We start from the raw sequence: 22,257 nt of genomic DNA on the forward strand, positions 1-22,257 counted from the left end.
AGGCCTGCAATGCAGGCCTATTTATTTGCCTTGCTAATGAGATCCAGCAACCCCGCAGCCCCATTCTCCGCCAGAAAACTCAATAAAACCGCGTATTCGTCAGGTTTCATACCTGCCAGATAGCTCTGCAAACGTGCCCCAGGATCGCCATCACGGGAGACGCTATAAGCCGCCGGTTCCTCTGCGGCAAGGGGATATCGCTGGGGATACAACTCGTTTTGGGTCGAGAGGGGCAGGCTGCTGATATGATACTCCTTAGTCACCCCCTGCTTGCCAAAACGTCGCTGCCATCGCCAGTTTTGCTCACGTGCTCGCTTATTGATCCCTTGCGGGGAGCTGCCCAATTCGCCTTTCTCTTTCAGTTCGTTGGCGGTAAACCACTCCTGGCCCATTTCCCCCTCCTTGATCTCGGCGTTGCCCCTAACTGACTTATCAGACCTTCCAGTTGCATGAACAACTAATGCTAATAAGTTAGTTATAACATTAACCAAGCCGTTGCCAATAACCAAAAATCTGACGAAATACTCAAGAAACACTTACTAAATAAGGAGGAGAAAACAGAGAGGCGACGCAGAAAGGAGCTTGGTGGGAGCACCATATGGCTACTCGGGCGCAGCATGCGGCGCCCCTACAAAGTGCACGTCAGCTGAGGAGATTTACTGTTTGTTCTTTTCGGCAATCCAGGTCAGCAGGCTATCCATACCTTCACGCATCAAAAATGCCATCACTTGGCCACGCTCACTGTCTGAAAGGTGGTAATAGTATTCGATCCACACCGCCAGTGGGTCCTGACGTCCGGCCTCATAGATCGCAGGCTCTTCGCGCAATACCAGCAGGTTTTTGACGCCGGTAGGCAAGCTGTCGATATGGTATTCCAGCGCCTTGCCTTGCACGCCTTTGCGGCGACGGCTGAGCCAATTTTCGCGCCGGGCCATCAGATTGATTCCCTGTGTAGAGGACGGTAATCCTGCGATGCCTATCAGCTCCTTGGCAGCAAACCACTCGTTTTTCATAGCCATGATCTCGGGACAATTGTGTGGCAAGACAAATTTTTCAGAAACCATAAGGTATTTTTGGGAAACTTGGTGGTATCCTAGTTTCTGAATAAACGCTTCACGTTGTTCAAACGATTAATACTTACCTGTTAGTTATACCACTAACAGAACTTTCTCTAATCAAAAAAGGAATGAAAATATGAATTCACGGGACCCAGATTGGCATCCAGCAGACGTCATCGCGGCTTTGAAGAAGAGAGGTACCACTCTGGCTGCGGTTTCACGGGGGGCAGGGCTAAGTTCATCGACGTTGGCCAACGCGCTGTCACGTCCTTGGCCCAAGGGAGAGTGGTTGATTGCTGATGCACTGAACGTACATCCGGCAGAGATCTGGCCGAGCAGATATTTTGATCCGCTCACCCATCATCTGCGAGATCGGAAAAGTCGAATCAAATCATGATAAACATAAGAAAGCCGCCGGATTCGGCCCGGCGGCTTATCAAAACATCACATACTGAGGGATCAGTTGTTGATAAACTTCTCACCCAGTTCGATATCTTTGTGCAGCACGTCCAGCATTTCGCTCAACGCTTTTTGCTCGAAGGCACTCAGGGTACCGATGTCTTTACGCTCTTCGATACCGTTTTTACCCAGTAGCAGCGGCTGTGCAAAGAAGCGGGCATATTTGCCATCCCCTTCAACATAGGCACATTCCACTACGCCTTTCTCACCGCTCAGCGCACGTACCAGAGACAGGCCAAAACGTGCAGCAGCCTGGCCCATAGACAGGGTTGCAGAACCGCCACCGGCTTTGGCTTCAACCACTTCGGTACCCGCATTCTGGATACGTTTGGTCAAATCAGCCACTTCCTGATCGCTAAAGCTCACGCCTGGGATCTGCGACAGCAGAGGCAAGATGGTCACGCCGGAGTGGCCGCCAATCACCGGTACGTTCAGCTCTTCCGGTTGTTTGCCTTTCAGTTCCGCGACGAAGGTGTTGGAACGGATGATGTCCAGCGATGTGATACCAAACAGTTTGTTTTTATCGTACACACCCGCTTTCTTCAACACTTCTGCCGCAATGGCCACCGTGGTATTCACCGGGTTAGTGATGATACCGATACAGGCTTTCGGGCAGGTTTTAGCCACTTGCTCAATCAGGTTGCGTACGATGCCAGCGTTAACGTTGAACAGATCGGAACGATCCATCCCTGGTTTACGCGCAACGCCAGCAGAAATCAGCACCACGTCCGCACCGTGCAGCGCAGGGGTTGCATCTTCGCCACTGAAGCCTTTGATTTTAACTGCGGTTGGGATGTGGCTTAAGTCAACGGCAACGCCTGGGGTAACAGGGGCAATGTCGTAGAGGGAGAGTTCAGAACCTGAAGGAAGCTGGGTCTTGAGTAGAAGGGCGAGGGCCTGGCCAATACCGCCAGCAGCACCGAGAACTGCAACTTTCATCCTATACTCCTTTATTGTCTTAAATATAAAAGCGCCGTGAATTCTTTGGTCACGGACCTTAATTTATCACGCCTTTAAAAACAACCTCTTAACAGTCGGTTTTAGATCTGGCGCAATAAAATGGCCGATGTTGCGAGCATTTTAAAGTAAATAGCTTATGCATTAAGGGCATAGCGCACACTAATCGAAAATAGTGCCAAGCTTTTCACGATCGCGTTAACCGGCGGTTACATTACACCCTTACGTAACATCAGAACAACATCATTTTAATAACATTTTCGTTACCGGAGAGCTGACTCGCTTCCCGCACCGAAAGGGCATATTCATGAGCAACGGATTTTGTTAAAATCGCGCTCTTGCCTTTCTGTCTGGGCATTTTTGATTTTCCAGATGGCCCCCATATTGCATAAAAATGCATTTATATGCATAATAATCAGCTCTATTACCAACATTCCACGGTGCAAAATGCGTAATCCCGCAAAGCAGGAAGATCTGATCAAGGCGTTTAAGGCGTTATTGAAAGAAGAAAAATTCAGTTCTCAAGGCGAGATCGTTTTGGCGCTGCAAGAAGAAGGCTTCGAGAACATTAACCAGTCCAAGGTATCGCGCATGCTGACCAAGTTCGGCGCGGTACGCACGCGTAATGCAAAAATGGAAATGGTGTACTGCCTCCCGGCCGAACTTGGTGTCCCAACCACCACCAGCCCGCTCAAGAATCTGGTGCTGGACGTGGACCATAACGACGCGGTGGTGGTGATCCATACCAGCCCTGGTGCGGCGCAGCTGATTGCCCGCCTGTTGGACTCACTGGGCAAATCCGAAGGGATCCTTGGCACCATTGCCGGCGACGATACTATTTTTGTCACCCCGGCCAGTTCATTTACCGCACGCCAACTGTTTGAAGCCATTCTCTCCTTGTTCGAACAGGAACTTTGATGCATTCAGCGCAGCCTGCGGCGCTCCGTCGCGGGCTGTGCATCCTTTATTAACCCTTCATTTACTTCTTCCGCGCTGCCTACCACGTTTAAAACTGCCAAAAAGCCGACCTGCAGCACATTTCAATGACATTTCTGGGTGACTGGTGATAGTGACTGGAGGCTTCCGCACTTTTAGTCAAAAGCACTTAGCTCATTGAAATTACAAAAATTTAACATCAAAAGTGTATTTTATCGCCGTTTTTTATTCCATTAGGTTATTAAAAGTAACATCCACCCTAATAAAGTTTCACTAGAAACTGTTAGTCAGCTATTAATTTTTGCCGTTACTAGATGTATACTCATTTTCGTGACGTAAATCACAGTTCATTGGAACTGATAAAAGAATACGAAGAGGATAAATCATGAAAATTAAAACTACCGTAGCAACAATTAGCCTGCTGTCCATACTGTCTTTCGGTGCATTCGCAGCACAATCCGTTGATGCTTCACAGGCTGAAAAACTGCAGTCTGCCGGTACCATCACCGTGAGCGGCGTCGGTGCAGCACCTTCTGATATCCGTCAGGCACTGTCTGCCAAAGCCGATGCCCAAGGCGCGACTGCTTACCGCGTGATCGAAGCTCGTAACGAAGGCAACTACCACGCTACCGCCGAGATTTACAAGTAAGTACAAGATTTTATGTGAGCATTGCACGACAACTCTCTGGTAAAAAACCAACTAGATAACGGCCTTCAAGTATAAAAAACGCTGTAAAGCCCTTCCAGGCCGTTATCTCTGAACGATTAAGGATCCAAGTATCATGAACATGAAAACTACTCTCGTTGCACTTAGCCTGCTGTCTGCCGTTTCTTTCGGTGCTTCTGCGGCTAACCTGGTCACTGATGCCCAAGCCAGCAATCTGCAGTCTGTCGGCACCATTACCGCTAGCGGCGTGGGTGGCGCACCTTCTGATATCCGTCAGGCGCTGTCTGATAAAGCGGACCAGCAAGGGGCCAAAGCCTACCGTGTGATCGAAGCCTATGAAAATGGTAACTGGCACGCAACGGCTGAAATCTACAAGTAAAACACCGAGGTCGCGCTTACTGAACTGACTACCCTCGTCACTGCCACTGCCGAGTTCTCAGGTAAACGTTATATCCTCGGAAATTGTCGTCGTCCTATCCGACGAACCCCATTGCCCTCGCACGCGAGGGCTTTTTTATGGGTGTAAAAAAGGCCGCATCAGCGACCTTGGTATTGGAACAAGCGCCGCACGCGACGCCTGTTTAACTAAACGTTAGTAGGTTTCTTTCGGTTCAGCCTTGTTAGCCAGCCCTGCCAGCAATTTGTCATGAATGCCGCCAAACCCGCCGTTGCTCATCACCAGAATATGGTCACCGGGCTGCGCGGTTTTCACGATCATCTCCACCAGCGTATCCAGATCGGCACTCCAATGCGCGGGCTGGACACAAGCTTCGGCAACTTCTGCTACCTGCCACGGGATGTGGTGAGGCTGGAACAGGAACACTTCGTCGGCACGACCCAGTGAGGGAGCCAGATCGTTTTTGCTGATCCCCATTTTCATGGTGTTTGAGCGAGGCTCCAGCACGGCCAGGATGCGTGCGGTGCCGCCCACTTTGCCACGCAGCGCCGCCAAGGTAGCCAGAATGGCTGTCGGATGATGAGCAAAGTCGTCATACACCGTGACGCCGTTGGCTTCACCACGCAATTCCAGACGGCGGCGGGCATTGATAAAGTCACCCAGCGCCCGGCAGGCATCGGCTGGCTGTACGCCAACATGACGGGTAGCAGCGATTGCCATCAGGCCATTATGCATGTTGTGTTCGCCCACCAGCGACCAGTTAACTTCCCCTACCTTCTCACCATTGAGGAACACTTCGTAATGGCTGGCATCCGTCGTCAGTTTGTGTGCGCGCCACGCGCCCCCTTCCCCGACCCATTCCTGTTCGCTCCAGCACCCCATCGCCATTACCTGTTTCAGATGGGTGTCGTTTTCCGGCAGGATAATCTTGCCTTGGCCCGGCACCAGGCGTACCAGGTGGTGGAACTGCTTCTGAATGGCTTTCAGATCGTCAAAGATATCGGCGTGATCGAACTCGAGGTTGTTCATGATCAACGTGCGCGGGCAGTAATGAACGAACTTGGAGCGTTTGTCGAAGAAGGCACAGTCATACTCATCGGCTTCGATGACAAAGAACGGGCTGCCGCCAAGACGGGCCGAGACATCAAAATTGCCCGGTACGCCGCCGATCACAAAGCCCGGCTGATAACCGCAAGCCTCCAGGATCCAGGTCGCCATCCCGGCGGTGGTGGTTTTACCATGTGTTCCCGCTACCGCCAGCACCCAGCGATCGCGCAGGACATAATCATGCAGCCACTGGGGGCCAGACATGTAAGGAATGCTCTGCTCCAGCACCGCTTCTACGCAAGGATTACCACGGCTCATGGCATTGCCGATAATCACCAGATCCGGAGCCGGATCCAACTGGGCAGGATCGTAACCCTGGATCAGATCGATCCCCTGCTTTTCCAGTAAGGTGCTCATAGGAGGATAGACGTTGGCATCTGAACCGGTCACCTCATGCCCCAGTGAACGAGCCAACATGGCTAGCCCACCCATAAAGGTGCCACAGATCCCAAGAATATGTATGCGCATTAGGTCTCTCATTTTAGTGCAACGATTTACTGCCTATTCTAGCGCTCAGAATCGCTCAGAAGAAATGGATTTGCCTATGAATCGCAAGTTGCTTTGGGCTACACTGCTGACGAAAACGTTGGCGGTATGTTAACAAGCCGCTATCCATCCGTAGATTCAGGGATTGTGTCATGAAAACGTTAGGCGAATTTATCGTCGAGAAACAACACGACTTCTCTCACGCCACCGGTGAGCTGACCTCATTGCTTTCTGCCATCAAACTGGGCGCCAAGATCATTCACCGTGATATCAACAAGGCGGGTTTAGTTGATATCTTGGGGACTAACGGCATTTCCAACGTTCAGGGCGAAGTTCAGATGAAGCTGGACCTGTTCGCGAACGAAAAGCTGAAAGCAGCGTTGAAGGCTCGTGGTGAAGTTGCGGGCATCGCGTCGGAAGAAGAAGACGAGATCGTGATTTTCGACGGCGAGCGAGCTGAGAATGGCAAGTATGTGGTGCTAATGGATCCGTTGGACGGCTCGTCCAACATTGATGTGAACGTCTCGGTCGGGACGATCTTCTCTATCTATCGCCGCATCACCCCGATTGGCACGCCAGTCACCGAAGAAGATTTCCTGCAGCCTGGCCATGCACAGGTAGCGGCCGGTTATGTAGTTTATGGCTCTTCCACCATGCTGGTATACACCACCGGTTATGGCGTACATGCCTTCACCTACGATCCGTCGCTAGGGGTGTTCTGCCTCTCCCACGAGAAAGTGCGCTTCCCGGAAAAAGCCAATATGTATTCCATCAACGAAGGTAACTACATCAAGTTCCCGCTCGGGGTGAAGAAATACATCAAATACTGCCAAGAGCAGGATGAAGCCACCCAGCGCCCTTATACCTCACGCTATATCGGTTCACTGGTTGCCGACTTCCACCGTAACCTGCTCAAAGGTGGCATCTATATCTACCCAAGCACCGCCAGCCACCCACAGGGCAAGCTGCGTCTGCTGTATGAATGCAACCCGATGGCGTTCCTGGCTGAACAGGCCGGTGGTAAAGCCAGCGATGGTAAAAACCGCATTCTGGATATCGTGCCGCAACAACTGCACCAGCGTGCGCCATTCTTCGTCGGAACCAAATCGATGGTAGAAGACGCCGAACGTTTTATTGCTGATTTCCCAGACCAGTAACGCTATAAAAGGGGCGGCATACCGCCCCTTCACATCACAGTTTGAACACAGCCATACTCTGTGCCAATAGTTGCGCCTGCTCTTCCAAAGAGCGCGTTGCTGCCGCAGACTCTTCCACCAGCGCCGCATTCTGCTGTGCCACCTGATCCATTTGCACTACCGCCAGGTTAACCTGCTCGATACCACTGCTTTGTTCGCGAGTGGCCGCCGAGATTTCACGCATCAGCGCCGTGACGCGCCCGACTTCGCCCGTTATTCCGTTCATGGTCTTCGCCGCCGTAGCTGCCATCTGTTCACCTTCCCGCACGCGGTGTTGTGAAACTTCGATCAGCCCTTTGATCTCTTTGGCCGATTGCGCACTACGTTGGGCCAGGCTGCGTACCTCACCGGCCACCACGGCAAAACCACGGCCTTGCTCACCGGCACGTGCCGCCTCTACCGCCGCGTTGAGCGCCAGGATATTGGTCTGGAAGGAGATACCGTCCATCACGCTGATGATGTCGGCGATGCGTCGGGAGCTGTCGGTAATGGCCTGCATCTTGCTCATCACCTGGCTGACCACGTCACTGCCCTGTTCGGCAATATCGGAGACGCTCAGTGCCAACTGGTTGGCCTGTTCGCAGTTTTCAGCATTCATTTTCACCGTAGAGGTCAACTGCTCCATACTGGCGGCGGTTTGCTCCAGCGAAGCGGCCGATTCCTCCGTACGCTGCGCCAGATGAACGTTACCCGCAGCCAACTCGCGGGAGCCGGTATCGATCTGGCTGCTGGCATCGCGGACTTTACTGACCGACATCACCAGCGATTGCTGCATACGCTGCATGGCGCTTACCAGACGCCCCATTTCGGTATCACCTTCACCGCTAATTTCGTGGGTCAGATCCCCGGCGGCAATATGCTCCAATTGGACGATCGACTCATCTAACGGGCGCAGCAAGATCACACGCATAGCAAACCAGGCCAGCACCGCCAGTAACATGCTGAGCAGCCCAGCCGCAACGATCAGGATAATCTTGGTGCTGGCATTACTTTCTGCCTCACGCGCATGCTGCTGGCCAATATCCATGGCAAACGCGCGGAATTCACTAAGATCGGCTTCAAAAGCAATGCTCAACTTAGAGATATGATTTTCTTGAATGGCGTAATAGTCATCCAACTTCCCCGCCTTTATCGCCGCCGCCATGGGCGCAATGCCTTGCTCCAGATAGGCGCGATAGCTCGCCTGCATCCGCATTGAGAATTGGCGACCGCGTTCGGTCACCGTTCCCACGTCGACAAAGCGCGCCATTTCCTTTTTCGACTGTTCCAGATAGCCATAAATGCGCCCCACCGAGGCGTCAGCAACCTCAATCTGACCAATCTCGCGCTGGCGTACTGCAAGCGAGGCAGCCGTTCTGGCCCGTAGCGCCAGGTTGGAGCTGTTGGCCAACGAACCCAGTTCTTCCCCCAGGATCTGGTTCAGAGTCTGTAGCGAACGTGTTCCGTCGTTAATGGCTTTAACCCCGATGATGCTGACAACAATCAACAGCAACGTCATCAGGCTCAACAGGGCAATCAGCCCGGCCTTAACGGTGATCTTCTTTAACATGAGTGTTTCCCGGCTTTAGAAAAAAGTAGCTTCAGATGTAGAGGAGGCAAGAAGGCAGGGTCAGCTAGCTGCTGGACCGTTATTATTTGAGGAAGTTATCGGCAGCCGGGGAGTAAACTTCAATCAATGAGGGATTAATCTGGAAAAGTTGCTGTTATCGGCCAGGCAGCAGCTCAATGATGAAAAGGACGGGAAATCACAAAAGACTCCGCTATAATAGCCGCCACTCCATTTCTGGTTTGATTAAAGGAAACCGACATGAGCTTGAACCTGGTCCCTGCTGGCAAAGACCTGCCAGAAGACATCTACGTAGTTATCGAAATCCCGGCTAACGCCGATCCAATCAAATACGAAATCGACAAAGAAACCGGCTCGCTGTTCGTTGACCGTTTCATGTCCACGGCGATGTTCTACCCGTGCAACTACGGTTACATCAACCACACTCTGTCACTGGATGGTGATCCGGTAGACGTGTTGGTGCCAACCCCATACCCACTGCAGCCAGGCTCAGTGATCCGCTGCCGCCCAGTTGGCGTGCTGAAAATGACCGACGAAGCCGGTGAAGATGCGAAACTGGTTGCCGTACCGCACAGCAAACTGACCAAAGAGTACGATCACATTAAAGATGTGAACGACCTGCCAGAACTGCTGAAAGCGCAGATCACCCACTTCTTTGAACACTACAAAGATCTGGAAAAAGGCAAGTGGGTAAAAGTGGATGGTTGGGCAGACGCTGCTGCAGCCAAAGCTGAGATCGTTGCCTCTTTCGAGCGCGCCAAGAAGTAATTCTCGCCCGAACTGATAAAAAAACACCGCCCAGATGAGCGGTGTTTTTTTTACTGCTTTTCGTCAAGACGCTTGAGCCAGTCACCGCTTTCAATCCGCGGGAAACCGTCCACGCTGTGTCTATACAGGTAGATCCACGCACTGCCATAAGGCGTGCGGATCAGCTCGCGCTTGTAGTCTTTGGTATTGCTTTTCAACTCGTCCAGCTCGGCCAGAATCGATGAGTTAATACGATACACTTCGCAGTGTACCGTGCCCTCTCCAGGGATCGCCGCCGGGTAGTGCCCCAGATTATAAAGCTGGTAGCCTTCTAACTCATGTTCACCCAACCATTGGGCGTTGGTCATCCAATGGCTGTTTCCCTGTTTGCGTCGTAAACTGCCGTAGACAATTATTCGCATAGCTAAAACTCAAACTGATAGAGCACATCCAGTGCCTGGTCTAGACCAGACACCGCTTCCAGATACAACCTAGGCATCAGGCGGTATCGCAACGTCAGCGTGGCCAATGAGTCGAAGATCCCCACCCCATATTTTACTTGTAAGCCAGGGAGGACATAGCCGCTCACCACTACCTGAGAGCTGTCGCCAACTCCCTCGGTATCAAGGGCCAGATTACTTACGCCAAACGCCTCGCCGATTTTACCCACAAGTTGACCACTTTGTGCAACCCCCATACCAATTAACATTGAGGTCATGGCGTTGCCATCGGCACCGCCAGCCCCTAATCCCTGGCCACGCAGCAGGTAAGACAGCGCTTCTTGCTGAGACATGGCCGGATCGGAGAACACCTCAAGCCTTGGCGCATCGGCCATGCCGGTCACGCGGACACCAGCGGTCACGTCATTTTCCGTAGCATCCGGATTACGGATCGCCTCAATATTCAGCAGCGGTTGATCTGGTGGCCCAGAGAATATCAGTTGGCCTTTACGCACGAGCAGATCCTGACCATACGCATGGAAACGCCCCGATGGAATATTAATCTGGCCATGTACTCCCAGACCATTCTGGTCCTGTGCCACACGCAGATCGCCACGCAGTCTGGCTTTCAGGCCAAATGCATCCAGACGCACGTCGTTACCCACGCGGATCGTCAGATTGCTGTTGATTGGGATCCCTGCCGTCGCCGGTTGGATCGGCTTGAGCTGGTTATCCAGCATCACTTCATCAGGAGAAACTCCGACCGCGCTTTCTGGCAGCTCCTGCACCGTGATGCGCGCCCAAGGGATACCTACGCTACCGTTGAGTGAGAACAGCTGCGGCGTGGCTTCGAACACCACATCCGGTGAAACATCAATACGGACCATTGGCGGCAGGGTCACCCGCAGCCGATCGCCCTTGGCTGCAATACGTGCACGCCAGGCATTGATATCCCGCCAGTCGGCATCCCCGGACAGATTGAGCTGCCCATGCGTGGTCGCCAGCAATCCTTCCAGGGTCGAGGTCATCCCGTTGAAGTTCAGCGCCAGGCGGCCTTCGGTCATATCGAACGGCATCCAGTGGCCAACGATCGCCACCTTATCCAACGCCAGACGGCCAAACACCAGCGGGTTCTGCGCATTGCCGCCTAATTGCAGGTTGGCATTCAGCATCCCCGCGGCTTTCTCGCCCTGCGTCAGTATCGGGTTAAGCAGCGCCAGCGACACATTGGTAATATTGACGTTGCCGCTGATGGTACGACGTACCTGCGGATCAGCGATCTGAACGTTACCGTTAAACTGCCCGTTATTAGTCAGCTTGATCAGCCAGTCTGCCTGTGCCCGGCCATTGTTCAGGCCCGCATTGAGGTTTAGCGTGTCAAAGGCGATCGGCAATGCGGCGCCCTGCACCTGCTGCACCACTTTCACTCCTTTGCCAACCAGTGAAACCTTCGCCTGTGGCAATGCCCCCCCCGGTTGCCAACTTACGTCAGCTCGGCCAGTAAAGACCCCGTTCATGGCGGTATCCGGCCCCAGGAACGGTTTGATCATTGCCAGGTCGAAGCGATTGAGTACCACGCTAGCCTGGCCGCTGGCCCCCGCCTCGATGGTTCTAGGTACGCACAGCTCGGCATTCGGGTTCACCCAGCAATGCGGCCCTACGCTGATTTTCTGTTGCGTATTCAGGTAATCCAACGCGATGGCACGGCTAAGACGCCATTCACCCACCGGTGTATCAAAACGAGTGTTGTTCAGGTTGCCTCGCCAGCGCTGTTGCTGACGATCAAAGCTGCCCTCCAGGGCTAACTGCCCGGAGACTGGTTTGCCATCGATGTTCAATTGCAGCCGATGTTGGCGCTCACTGCCTCTGGCATCCAACGTCAGCAGATTGACCTGCAACGCATCCTGTTTGAGCTGTTCAACCCGTACCGCCAGTTGCCCCTGGATCTGATCGCTGGAACGGACATCGCCGTTGACCTTCACCCGATTGATGTGCAGCGCCTGCCATTGCAAGCCTGTCGCGGTCAGGTCTGCCAACAGCTGTGGTGCCTGCAAATTTCCGCGCAGCTTCAACTGCCCGCGGACATTTCCAGCAAGGCCCGGCAAGGCGCCGTCGAGATGCGCCGCATCAACATTGGCATCCAGCACCCAGCTTTTCTCATCCAACTGGCCTTTAACGTTGAGCGTATTGCGCCCCAACGCCAGATCGATACCCGGGATCGTCCACTGCCCGGCCGCATTGCCACGCAAAGAGCCCCGCGCCGATACCTTGTTTTGTTTCACATTGCCGTCGAGCTGCAGCACCGGCACCTGTAATTGCCAACTGCCGCCATGCAGACTGCCACGGGTGGTGATTTTCCCTTCCAACCGCGCTGGCCATTCCGGCCATTGCTTGGCGGTATTAATGCCTGAAAGCGTCAGTTGCGACGTCCAACTGATCGCTTTGCTCCAGTCTACCAGCGCCGTCAGATCGGTGTTCCCCTCCAGCGCAACCAACCGCAGGCGCTCGAGTCTGAACTGTTCAAGATTACCTTTACCATCCAGCTGTAGCACTGCCGGTGGCAGATCCTGGCCTTTGAAATTGGCACGGGTAGAGAGCGCATAATCTGCGGCCTTGCCGTTAAAGCGCAGGCGGAAGTCATTGACCTGATACTGTGGCTCGCCAGTCAGCGGCCATTTCAGCTGTTTGCTTTGCAGCGTCAGCGCCAAGGGTAAACCCACCTCTGCCAGTTGGGTTTGCACATCCAGCTGCGCACCAACGGGGCCAGACAGGTTAAGCGCCACTTTCAGCTCTTCACGCAGCCCACCAGATACATTCAGCTTCGCCTTCTCGCCTTTCAGCGGATCGATATTCAGCGTGCTGTTGGCCACCATTTCCACCGGCCAACTGCCGGTCAACGTTGCCTGCCCTTTGGCGGAAAGCATGCCTTGCGGCGATCTCACGTCAAAGCGATCGAGCTGAATGTGCTGATCTTTGGTGCTGGCCTGCAGCTGCAAGCGGGTGATCGACACCTCAGTGTCCCCGGTCAGATGTAGCTGCTCACCGTTGATTTCCTCAACGGTAATATCCAGCGGCAGGCGAATTTCTGGCAGGTCCGGCAGCAGCGGTTTGGCAAACAACGCCTTCAGAGTTTCGCCCAACGGTTGCTCTTCCGCTGGCGGTGGCACCAATGCTGGCGCAACCGTCGTTTTCTCTGCCACCTTGTCTGCCACTTTCTCCGCTGCGGGCTGCAGTGCTTCCGGCAAAGGATTTACCGGCGTTTTTGGCAGCGCGATCAGCAAAGCGCGGACCGTAGTTGGCCTCAACGTCAAAGCACGTTCCTGCCACTGCGCACCAGTACTGAACTCCCCCAGCGAGATCGCCGTATCGTCCACGGTAACCTTGACGTTATTCAACGCCAGCTTACGCAGGGTAATAGGATAAGGCGTGCTGAGATCGCCGATCGGCTCGTTGCTTTCCTCAACCGGCGCAGAAGGCGCCATTTCAGCGGTTTTCACCACCACATCAACATCCTGTACGGTCAGCGCATTGACGCACAATGAACTGCGTTTAAAACAGGAGAGATCGAGCGAAAGATGGAACTGCCCGGCGTTAACCGCCACGCCTGGCATCTGATACTTCACACCTTTCAAGGTAAGATCGCGCCAACCGCCACTGACCGCCGCAATTTCCAACCCGGGTACCCAGCGGGCAGCCCCGTTGATCACCATATGCAAGCCGGTCGTGGTGCCAAGCAGAAACGCCAACGTGCCAATCAGCAGCAACAGCAGGATCAAAAATCCCAGACAAATCTTTTTTATCAGGCTCATAGTTCAGGCCCCAAACCGATATAAAACTGTAGGCCGTGGGTCTCTTGATCCCCAACCGGCGCGGCGATATCCAGCTTCACCGGCCCTACCGGCGACTGCCAGCGCACGCCAACGCCCGCACCGGTCTTGAAATTGCTGTCTGAGAATTTATTGACCGCCTGCCCGGAATCCACAAACATCGCCCCCCACCAGCGGCCAGTGACGTTATATTGATACTCCAGCGAACCCGTCACCATTTTAGAGGCACCGGTCAGCTTGCCGTCATCTCCACGCGGGGAAATGCCCTGGAATTTATAACCACGGATACTGCGATCGCCACCGGCGAAGAAGCGCAAATCCGGCGGCACTTTGTCAAAATCGTTGGTTTCGATCCAGCCTACCTGGCCACGGACCACAAAGCGGTTTTTCTCCCCCAAGGTGCGGATCCAGACGTTCTGCGCCTGCAGTAACGCAAAATCGACCCCGGAACCCCATGTGGTGTCCGACACGTCGATGGAATAGCGCTGGCTGTCACCCCACACAGGCATCAGGCCTCCCCGTGAACGCGTTCGATTCACGGTCACCCCAGGATAAAGCAGCATGGTGGTATTGGTGACAGAACCCTGGGTAAAGTGGTCCAGACGCCAACTGAGGTTCACCGCATGCTGCCAGCCGCTGGAGAGATCCCAGTTACGCGAAGCCACGACCTTGGTACTGTCAGATTGGGTGTCGTTCAGATCGGTACGTTTGAAACCGCCCTGTAACAGGTAATACTGTTCTAGCGGGTTGCGTAGCAATGGGATTTTATAGGTCAGATCCAGCTGCTGCTCCGGCTGAGAGATACTGGCAGCGGTTACCAGGCTGTGGCCACGATCGTTCAGCCAGGGCTTTCTCCAGGTTCCTAGCACCCGTGGACCAATGTCGGTAGAAAAACCGCCACCTAGCTCCACGATATTGCTGCTACGCGGCGTCACCACCGCATCTAGCGGCAGGATCTTGCTCTCTTTAGAGTCGGTAAAGTCTGGAGACACCACCACCGAGTTGAACCAGTTAGTGGCGGATAAACGGCGGTTCAGCTCGGCAAGATCGTTCGAACTGTAATAATCCCCCTGATGGAAGGGAAGCAGATTTTGCAGATAGTCCTCGCGGATTTGCGAGCCCTTGAAAATCACTTTGCCGAAGTGATAGCGCTCACCGCTGTCGAAATCTATGTCCCAGAACGCCTTATGCAACTCTTCCGCCACGCCAAGTTGGCTCTTGAGCATTTGAGCATCAAAATAGCCTTTACGCAGCGCCAGGTTGGTCAGCGAACTTTTAAAACTGTCGAACTGGCCATGGTTGAGGATCTCGCCAACCGTTGGCCGATCGGTTCTGACCAGATTCAGATAATCTTCGTCGGTTCTGGCCCCGCCTTGCAGCTGGATATCCACACCTGCAATACGCACCGGTTCACCCGGATCGACCTTGGCGATCAATACTGGACGCGAAAGCTTCGGGTTATCATCAAAGGTGAATTCAATCGTAGGCTGATAATAGCCCAATGGCCGCAACCCCAGGCGGATGGCAGCATCCACTCGAGCGCGAAAACGCCCCTCGGCATTAACCTCTTCCGGCGTGATCGCTGAAAGGCGCACACGAACGTTGCGCTCCAAATCCCCACTCAGGCCGTCAACCTGCAGCCGCACATTCGCCGCTAACACCGACGGCGTAACGAATAGCGCACATAACACGCAAAGGACACGATATCGTGGCACAGGTGCTCCTTAATTGATTTTTCTGTCCTGTCAGTACCTTTGCTCTGGTGCTGGGGCGGTGCTATCAGACTGCCCCCCTTACCTTTAGATCCCAGACGTTGCCCATACGGCATCGACCGTTACCGAAAACAAGACGCATTCTTAGCTTTTGGCGCTCAAAATACTGCGTTAAGCTGATACATAAACCTTAGATAGGGCTTATTGTGGGCAAAGAAGCGGCCAGTTACAACTGACACGCGTTCCTATTAGGCTAATTCTTATTATGGCAACAGGAGTCAAACGTGGTGCAATCTTTTGATAAGTCTCAAAACATCGATAAGGCGAGTGCGCTTCCTGGCCGTACTACGCCGATGCCCGTCGCTACGCTTAACGAGGTGACCGGCCATTCCATGACCTTCGTGCCCGAGGGGATGGCAACGGCCATCTTTGGCATGGGCTGCTTTTGGGGCGTTGAACGCCTGTTTTGGCAACAGCCAGGGATTTATAGCACTGCCGCAGGCTATAGCGGTGGCTATACGCCAAATCCAACCTATCGCGAGGTATGCAGCGGCCAGACTGGTCATGCCGAAGTGGTACGCGTAGTGTTTGACCCGCAGGTCATCAGCTACCGCCAGCTGTTACAGGTCTTCTGGGAAAACCACGATCCTGCGCAGGGCATGCGCCAGGGCGGAGATATCGGTACCCAATACCGCTCTGCTATTTACTACCTGGATGCAGAACAACAGGCCGAAGCGGAGCAAAGCCTGCAAGCGTTCCAACAGGCGATGGATAAAGCGGGCGATCAACGCACCATCACCACCGAAATCGCACCGGCACTGCCTTTCTACTATGCAGAAGATGACCACCAGCAATACCTGCATAAGAATCCAGGCGGCTATTGTGGCCTGGGCGGCATTGGGGTTTGCCTGCCTCCACAGGGTTAAACTGTTAATTTTTAACCACTGGCGGCCCTCACGGGGCAACTGCTATACTGTGTTGGGCCGCGTTTGCGGCCCGCTTTTGTGGGCGCGTGATATAACGCCCCTTGGATCCACCTTTTTAAACGGTATGACCCCTCCGAAAGATCGCCGACATCCCGTCGGTACGAATGGATAGACTATGTTAAACAGTATTTTACTGATTCTTTTTCTGATCGCAGTGAGTGCGTTTTTCTCGCTTTCAGAAATCTCTCTGGCTGCGTCACGCAAGATCAAACTCAAACTGATGGCTGACGAAGGCAACATCAATGCCGCCAGAGTCCTTAAGCTGCAGGAAACCCCTGGCCTCTTCTTTACCGTGGTGCAAATCGGCCTCAACGCCGTAGCCATCCTCGGCGGGATCGTCGGCGATGCCGCCTTCTCCCCTAGTTTCAAATTGATTTTTGACCGCTTCCTGTCACCCGAGATTTCCGAGCAGGTAAGCTTTATGTGCTCGTTCGTGATGGTGACCAGTATGTTCATCCTGTTCGCGGATTTAACACCGAAGCGCATCGGTATGATTGCACCAGAGACGGTTGCCGTCCGGATCATCAACCCGATGCGTTTCTCGATCATGCTGTTCCGCCCGCTGGTCTGGTTCTTCAACGGCATGGCCAACCTGATTTTCCGCATGTTCAAGCTGCCGATGATGCGTAAAGACGACATCACCTCCGAAGATATTTACGCGGTGGTGGAAGCCGGCGCGCTGGCCGGGGTACTGCGCAAACAGGAACATGAGCTGATTGAAAACGTCTTCGAGTTGGAATCGCGTACCGTGCCCTCTTCGATGACGTCCCGCGAAAGCGTGATTTACTTCGACCTGCGCGAAAGTGAAGACAGTATTAAAGAAAAGATCTCCACTCATCCGCATTCCAAGTTCCTGGTGTGCGACGGCCATATCGATCAGGTCGTTGGTTATGTTGACTCCAAAGACCTGCTGAACCGCGTTTTGGGCAACCAGAGCCTGGTACTGAGCAGCGGCGTGCAGATCCGCTCGGCGCTGATCGTGCCGGATACCCTGACCCTGTCAGAAGCGCTGGAAAGCTTTAAAACCGCCGGTGAAGACTTTGCGGTGATCCTCAATGAATATGCTTTGGTGGTCGGGATTATTACGCTGAACGATGTGATGACCACGCTGATGGGCGACCTGGTCGGCCAAGGTCAGGAAGAGCAGATCGTGACGCGTGATGAGAACTCGTGGCTGATTGAAGGTGGGACGCCAATCGAAGACGTGATGCGTGTACTGCATATCGATGAGTTCCCACAGGCTGGCAACTACGAAACCATCGGCGGCTTCATGATGTACATGCTGCGCAAGATCCCGAAACGTACCGACTTTGTGAAATATGCCGGGTACAAGTTTGAAGTGGTCGATATCGACAGCTACAAAATTGATCAGCTATTGGTCACCAGGCTGGTCGACAAACCGATCTCGGTGCTACCAAAAGCCCCCGACGAAACGCCTCAGGCATAAACATTAGCGGCCCCTTCGGGGCCGCAGTTACTTTTGCTTTGCAGGTGGCTCTACAATTACCCTAAGAATTTCAAGTCGCAGCTAGGCGACAAGCTTGTTCATCCCCAGGAGCTTACTATTGTAAGTGACTGGGGTTAACAAGTGCAGGTAACAACGCTGCGGCTTGAAAGGCGACGGGTATCGCGCTTTAGCCCATTTCGGCCTGTAGCAACAACACCTGCCGGTTAACTTCTGACATCACGTTGAAGTGGCGCTTGTCACGAACCTTCGGCAACAGGATTTTCCCCTTGTCGAACTCGAACGCCCCCACATCCTTGATGTACAGCCGCCCCCGGAACAGGGTTTTTACATACGTAGCCACTTTCAGTGGGTTATAACGCTGGAAGATTCTCATAGTTGTTACTCTCCTCCCGTTGGATCCATGCGCTCAGCGAGCGGCCAAAGTGGCCACCTCGACATTCGGAGCGCAACTTGATTGCTTTCTAGTAGACTGAGTAAAGACCATTTCGTTCAACTCTGCCTGGATTTCTATCCTGGATTTACACTTGCTGACAGAATTGTGTATACCTATTTATAACCTTTGCAGTATATCCATTCAAAAATCGCGTGATTGCTCCCAGAAGGAAAAACTGCGATCCGGTTAACAGGACAGACCTCGGATGAGCACCTATGCTTTAATCACCTTGAGTCATATTGAGACTTATTTCCCTCTGCAGGAGAACGCATGAAAAATAGCATGCTGATAATATCGCTGCTGTTGGCCCCGATGTTGGCCTCTGCTCACAACCTTCAACTCCACCAACGCGTGGCACCGATCGGCGTCAGCGATAAGGGCGAGTTGAACTATGTTGATAATAAGTTTAGCTACAAAGGTTGGAATAGCGCGCAGCTCGGTGGAAAAGTGCGAGTGGTGCAGCATATTGCTGGTCGCACTTCGGCCAAAGAGCTCAACGATCCGCTGATTGAAGCCATCAAGGCTGCCAAGCTACCGCACGATCGTTACCAAACGACGACCATCGTCAATACCGACGATGCCATCATCGGTACCGCCATCTTTGTGCGTAACAGTATTGAAGACAGCAAGAAAGAGTTCCCTTGGTCGCAGTTTATTGTCGACAGTAATGGCAACGTCAAAAAAGCTTGGGACCTGCAACCAAAAGGCTCAGCAATTGTGGTGCTCGATAAAGAAGGCAACATCCAGTTTGCCAAAGATGGCGCACTGACGCCGCAAGAGGTGCAGCAGGTGATGGAGATGCTGCACCAGTTGCTGAAATAGCGCTTAAACGGCGTCCCGCACGGCAATGAGCGGGGCGCGGCCTAAAACAGAGAAACCCTAAAGCCAGGGTTCAGGAAAGACTCACGCGGGGTATATAACAGCGGCTTGCCCTGCCAATCGTGGATCTGAGCCCCGGCCGCTACCGCTACCGCGTGCCCTGCCGCCGTATCCCAGATATTGGTTGGCCCAAACCGTGGGTAAAGCTGCGCCCGCCCTTCCGCCACCAGGCAAAACTTCAGTGATGAGCCTACCGAGATGGTTTGGTGTTCGCCCAACTGTTGCAGGTAATCCTGTAATTCCTCATCGCTATGAGAGCGGCTGACCACCACCAACGGTAGCTCGGCATTACTAACGCTAATCTCACGACGCCGGCCCCCTTCTTCCTTCCAGGCCTTGCCGCGTTCGGCCAGATACAGCACGTTCATCGCCGGGGCATAGACCACGCCCATTACCGCCTCACCCTCTTCGATCAACGCGATATTGACCGTGAACTCACCGTTACGGTTTAAAAACTCTTTGGTACCGTCCAGCGGATCGACCAGCCAATAACGCGTCCAGTTGCGGCGGATTTCCCAGGCGGGAGGGTCTTCCTCTGACAATAGTGGGATCTCCGGCGTCAGTGCCGCCAGACCTCGTTTGATAATATGGTGCGCGGCCAAATCCGCGGCGGTCACCGGTGAATCATCTTTTTTCTGTGCCACATCAAGCGGTTGTTCACCATGATATACCGCCATGATCGCCGTACCCGCCTCACGGGACAGCTGGCAAATCTGCTCCAACATAGTGCACCTCAGACATTAAGTTCCATGGGACATTTCCCCTTTCTATAGCTTGCAGCCTAGTTTTTTTTTGGCGGAATATCCATCTCAACTCGCTAAGCTGCGGTATTTATTCAAGTCTTCTCCGTCACAACTTTGCATATCGGTAGGTTACATTCGGCCAATTTATGCCAGACTTCACAGTTTGCTGAGAGAGGTAGTGGTAATTACATACCCCTTTGAGATGCCCCTCGAAGAATAATCCAATGGAGATAACCATGATCAAGCGCCCTTTGGGACTATCTGCCCTGGCCCTGCTGGTCTGCGCCTCAACGCAGGCAGCCACGGTTGACCTGCGCGTGCTGGAAACCAGCGACCTACACGGCAATATGATGGACTTCGACTATTACAAGGATAAGCCCACCGATAAATTCGGCCTGGTGCGCACCGCCAGCCTGATCCAACACGCTCGCCAGCAGGTGACCAACAGCGTACTGGTCGATAACGGTGACATCATCCAGGGCAGCCCAATGGCTGACTATATGGCTGCCAAGGGCTTGAAACCCGGCGATATACACCCGGTCTACAAGGCGATGAATACCCTGGATTATGTGGTAGGCAATATCGGTAATCACGAGTTCAACTACGGGCTCGACTATCTGAAGAATGCCCTGGCCGGAGCCAAATTCCCCTACGTCAACGCCAACGTTATTGATGCCACCACGCAAAAACCGTTGTTCACTCCCTATATTATTGTCGATACCCCGGTAAAAGACCGTGATGGCAAAGCTCATACTTTACGTATCGGCTATATCGGCTTTGTGCCGCCGCAGATCCTGGTGTGGGACAAAGCCAACCTGCAGGGGAAAGTGACCGTAAACGACATCACCGAAACCGCCAAACGCTACGTACCGGAAATGCGTCAACAAGGGGCCGATCTGGTCGTCGCGATCCCCCACTCTGGCCTTTCCAGCGACCCCTATAAGGCCATGGCGGAAAACTCGGTGTACTACCTCAGCCAGGTTCCAGGCATCGATGCCATCATGTTCGGCCATGCGCACGCAGTGTTCCCCAGCAAGGACTTCGCCAATATCAAAGGCGCGGATATCGATAAAGGTTTGCTGAACGGCGTGCCTGCAGTGATGCCCGGCCAATGGGGCGATCATCTCGGCATCGTGGATCTGCAATTGAATAACGATGGAGGAAATTGGAAGGTTATCGCAGCGAAGGCGCAAGCCAGACCGGTTTATGACAAAGAGAACAAGCGTTCGTTGGCAACAGAAGATCCCTCATTGATCAAGGTGTTAGAGGAAGATCATAACGGAACGCGTGAGTTCGTCAGCAAGCCTATCGGCAAGTCCGACGGCAATATGTACAGCTATCTGGCCCTGATCCAGGACGATCCTACCGTGCAGATCGTCAACAATGCGCAAAGAGCCTACGTTGAGCACTATATTCAAGGCGATCCGGATCTGGCCGATCTGCCGGTATTGGCCGCTGCTGCACCGTTCAAAGTAGGTGGCCGCAAGAACGATCCCGCCAGCTTTGTCGAGGTGGAAAAAGGCCAGCTCACCTTCCGCAATGCCGCCGATCTCTATCTCTACCCCAATACCCTGGTGGTGGTTAAAGCCAGCGGTAAGGAAGTGAAAGAGTGGCTGGAGTGCTCCGCCGGGCAGTTCAACCAAATTGACGTTAATAGCAGCAAACCGCAAGGGCTGATCAATTGGGACGGTTTCCGCACCTATAATTTCGACGTGATCGACGGCGTCAATTATCAGATTGACGTCAGCCAACCGGCGCGTTACGACGGAGAGTGCGCGTTGATCAATGACCAGGCAGAACGTATCAAGCAGCTGACCTACAAAGGCAAGCCGATCGATCCTGACGCCCAGTTCCTGGTTGCGACCAACAACTATCGTGCCTACGGCGGCAAGTTTGCCGGAACGGGCGATAAGCATATCGCCTTTGCTTCACCGGATGAGAACCGCGCGGTATTAGCGGCCTACATCAGCGAAGAAACCCAGAAGCACGGCGCGGTGCATCCACAGGCAGACAATAACTGGCGTTTGGCGAGCTTCCACAGCCCACAGCCGCTGGATATCCGCTTTGAGACCTCCCCTAGCGAGAAGGCTGCTGCATTTATTAAAGATAACGCGCAGTACCCGATGAAGTCAGTGGGTAACGACAGTATCGGCTTTGAGTTGTATAAGATCGACCTAAAAGCCAAGTAATTG

Annotated in this window: 20 protein-coding genes; 10 read left to right on the plus strand and 10 right to left on the minus strand. The window is 53.5% G+C overall.

The annotated features are described in order from the left end of the window. Positions 1–17: 17 nt before the first annotated feature. Entirely contained in the window at positions 18–392 is a 375-nt protein-coding gene (locus tag ACMV5I_RS09095; protein WP_174334411.1) for a DNA-binding protein, read from the minus strand. 264 nt (positions 393–656) lie between these two features. Beyond that, on the minus strand, positions 657–1,013 hold the full coding sequence (locus ACMV5I_RS09100) for a DNA-binding protein (RefSeq protein ID WP_024483361.1): 357 nt from the start codon (positions 1,011–1,013) through the stop codon (positions 657–659). Between the two features lie 181 nt (positions 1,014–1,194). Here ACMV5I_RS09100 and ACMV5I_RS09105 point away from each other — a divergent pair, with 181 nt between their 5' ends. Further along, entirely contained in the window at positions 1,195–1,455 is a 261-nt protein-coding gene (locus tag ACMV5I_RS09105; RefSeq protein WP_071783710.1) for a helix-turn-helix domain-containing protein, read from the plus strand. Positions 1,456–1,517: 62 nt separating this feature from the next. Here ACMV5I_RS09105 and mdh read toward each other — a convergent pair whose 3' ends face one another. After that, a complete protein-coding gene (gene mdh, locus ACMV5I_RS09110) occupies positions 1,518–2,456 on the minus strand; it encodes a malate dehydrogenase (RefSeq protein ID WP_021179035.1) in 939 nt (312 codons plus the stop codon). Positions 2,457–2,921: 465 nt separating this feature from the next. On the opposite strand from mdh, the gene argR reads away from it, so the two are divergent. From argR to yhcN (ACMV5I_RS09125), 3 genes are all read left to right on the plus strand, one after another. Further along, complete coding sequence (gene argR / locus ACMV5I_RS09115) at positions 2,922–3,392, plus strand: transcriptional regulator ArgR (RefSeq protein ID WP_021179033.1); 471 nt, start codon at positions 2,922–2,924, stop codon at positions 3,390–3,392. A 403-nt stretch (positions 3,393–3,795) separates the two neighbouring features. Then, positions 3,796–4,059: a peroxide/acid stress response protein YhcN gene (gene yhcN / locus ACMV5I_RS09120; RefSeq protein WP_202810397.1), complete on the plus strand. Its 264-nt coding sequence runs from the start codon at positions 3,796–3,798 to the stop codon at positions 4,057–4,059. A gap of 133 nt (positions 4,060–4,192) precedes the next feature. Next, positions 4,193–4,456, plus strand: coding sequence for a peroxide/acid stress response protein YhcN (gene yhcN, locus ACMV5I_RS09125; protein WP_021179031.1), 264 nt, complete (start codon positions 4,193–4,195; stop codon positions 4,454–4,456). A gap of 213 nt (positions 4,457–4,669) precedes the next feature. Here the strand turns inward: yhcN (ACMV5I_RS09125) and mpl are convergent, their stop codons facing one another. After that, a complete protein-coding gene (mpl, locus tag ACMV5I_RS09130; protein WP_121608515.1) occupies positions 4,670–6,049 on the minus strand; it encodes a UDP-N-acetylmuramate:L-alanyl-gamma-D-glutamyl-meso-diaminopimelate ligase in 1,380 nt (459 codons plus the stop codon). A gap of 170 nt (positions 6,050–6,219) precedes the next feature. Here mpl and fbp point away from each other — a divergent pair, with 170 nt between their 5' ends. Then, a complete protein-coding gene (gene fbp, locus ACMV5I_RS09135) occupies positions 6,220–7,224 on the plus strand; it encodes a class 1 fructose-bisphosphatase (protein ID WP_029711176.1) in 1,005 nt (334 codons plus the stop codon). Between the two features lie 34 nt (positions 7,225–7,258). On the opposite strand, the gene ACMV5I_RS09140 is transcribed toward fbp, so the two are convergent. After that, on the minus strand, positions 7,259–8,812 hold the full coding sequence (locus tag ACMV5I_RS09140) for a methyl-accepting chemotaxis protein (protein WP_024483357.1): 1,554 nt from the start codon (positions 8,810–8,812) through the stop codon (positions 7,259–7,261). 258 nt (positions 8,813–9,070) lie between these two features. Here ACMV5I_RS09140 and ppa point away from each other — a divergent pair, with 258 nt between their 5' ends. Beyond that, positions 9,071–9,598: an inorganic diphosphatase gene (gene ppa / locus ACMV5I_RS09145; protein ID WP_024483356.1), complete on the plus strand. Its 528-nt coding sequence runs from the start codon at positions 9,071–9,073 to the stop codon at positions 9,596–9,598. 50 nt (positions 9,599–9,648) lie between these two features. Here ppa and ACMV5I_RS09150 read toward each other — a convergent pair whose 3' ends face one another. The 3 genes from ACMV5I_RS09150 to tamA are packed head-to-tail and all read right to left on the minus strand — an operon-like array spanning position 9,649 to position 15,559. Continuing rightward, a complete protein-coding gene (locus tag ACMV5I_RS09150) occupies positions 9,649–9,999 on the minus strand; it encodes a gamma-glutamylcyclotransferase (protein WP_024483355.1) in 351 nt (116 codons plus the stop codon). Between the two features lie 2 nt (positions 10,000–10,001). Continuing rightward, positions 10,002–13,826, minus strand: coding sequence for an autotransporter assembly complex protein TamB (gene tamB, locus ACMV5I_RS09155; protein WP_414824176.1), 3,825 nt, complete (start codon positions 13,824–13,826; stop codon positions 10,002–10,004). Continuing rightward, positions 13,823–15,559 (minus strand): autotransporter assembly complex protein TamA, encoded by a 1,737-nt coding sequence (gene tamA / locus ACMV5I_RS09160; RefSeq protein ID WP_414824177.1) that lies wholly within the window; start codon positions 15,557–15,559, stop codon positions 13,823–13,825. Before tamA ends, tamB begins: the two co-directional genes overlap by 4 nt. A 284-nt stretch (positions 15,560–15,843) precedes the next feature. Between tamA and msrA the strand changes: the two genes are divergently transcribed. Both msrA and ACMV5I_RS09170 read left to right on the plus strand, forming a co-directional pair. Beyond that, on the plus strand, positions 15,844–16,482 hold the full coding sequence (gene msrA, locus ACMV5I_RS09165; protein ID WP_121609075.1) for a peptide-methionine (S)-S-oxide reductase MsrA: 639 nt from the start codon (positions 15,844–15,846) through the stop codon (positions 16,480–16,482). Between the two features lie 175 nt (positions 16,483–16,657). Next, the gene (locus ACMV5I_RS09170; RefSeq protein WP_414824178.1) at positions 16,658–17,989 is read left to right on the plus strand and encodes a hemolysin family protein; all 1,332 of its coding nucleotides are present in this window, start codon (positions 16,658–16,660) and stop codon (positions 17,987–17,989) included. Positions 17,990–18,176: 187 nt separating this feature from the next. Here the strand turns inward: ACMV5I_RS09170 and ACMV5I_RS09175 are convergent, their stop codons facing one another. Then, positions 18,177–18,383, minus strand: a complete 207-nt coding sequence (locus tag ACMV5I_RS09175; protein ID WP_021179022.1) for a DUF1107 domain-containing protein — start codon at positions 18,381–18,383, stop codon at positions 18,177–18,179. Between the two features lie 330 nt (positions 18,384–18,713). Here ACMV5I_RS09175 and ACMV5I_RS09180 point away from each other — a divergent pair, with 330 nt between their 5' ends. Next, positions 18,714–19,265: a YtfJ family protein gene (locus tag ACMV5I_RS09180; protein ID WP_414824179.1), complete on the plus strand. Its 552-nt coding sequence runs from the start codon at positions 18,714–18,716 to the stop codon at positions 19,263–19,265. Between the two features lie 41 nt (positions 19,266–19,306). On the opposite strand, the gene cysQ is transcribed toward ACMV5I_RS09180, so the two are convergent. Then, positions 19,307–20,047, minus strand: a complete 741-nt coding sequence (gene cysQ, locus ACMV5I_RS09185; RefSeq protein ID WP_414824180.1) for a 3'(2'),5'-bisphosphate nucleotidase CysQ — start codon at positions 20,045–20,047, stop codon at positions 19,307–19,309. Between the two features lie 254 nt (positions 20,048–20,301). Here cysQ and ACMV5I_RS09190 point away from each other — a divergent pair, with 254 nt between their 5' ends. Beyond that, positions 20,302–22,254, plus strand: coding sequence for a bifunctional 2',3'-cyclic-nucleotide 2'-phosphodiesterase/3'-nucleotidase (locus ACMV5I_RS09190; protein WP_414824181.1), 1,953 nt, complete (start codon positions 20,302–20,304; stop codon positions 22,252–22,254). Positions 22,255–22,257: the final 3 nt, after the last annotated feature.

It is taken from the genome of Serratia sp. T13T92, from assembly GCF_047530105.1.
Classification (GTDB): Bacteria; Pseudomonadota; Gammaproteobacteria; order Enterobacterales; family Enterobacteriaceae; genus Chania; species Chania fonticola.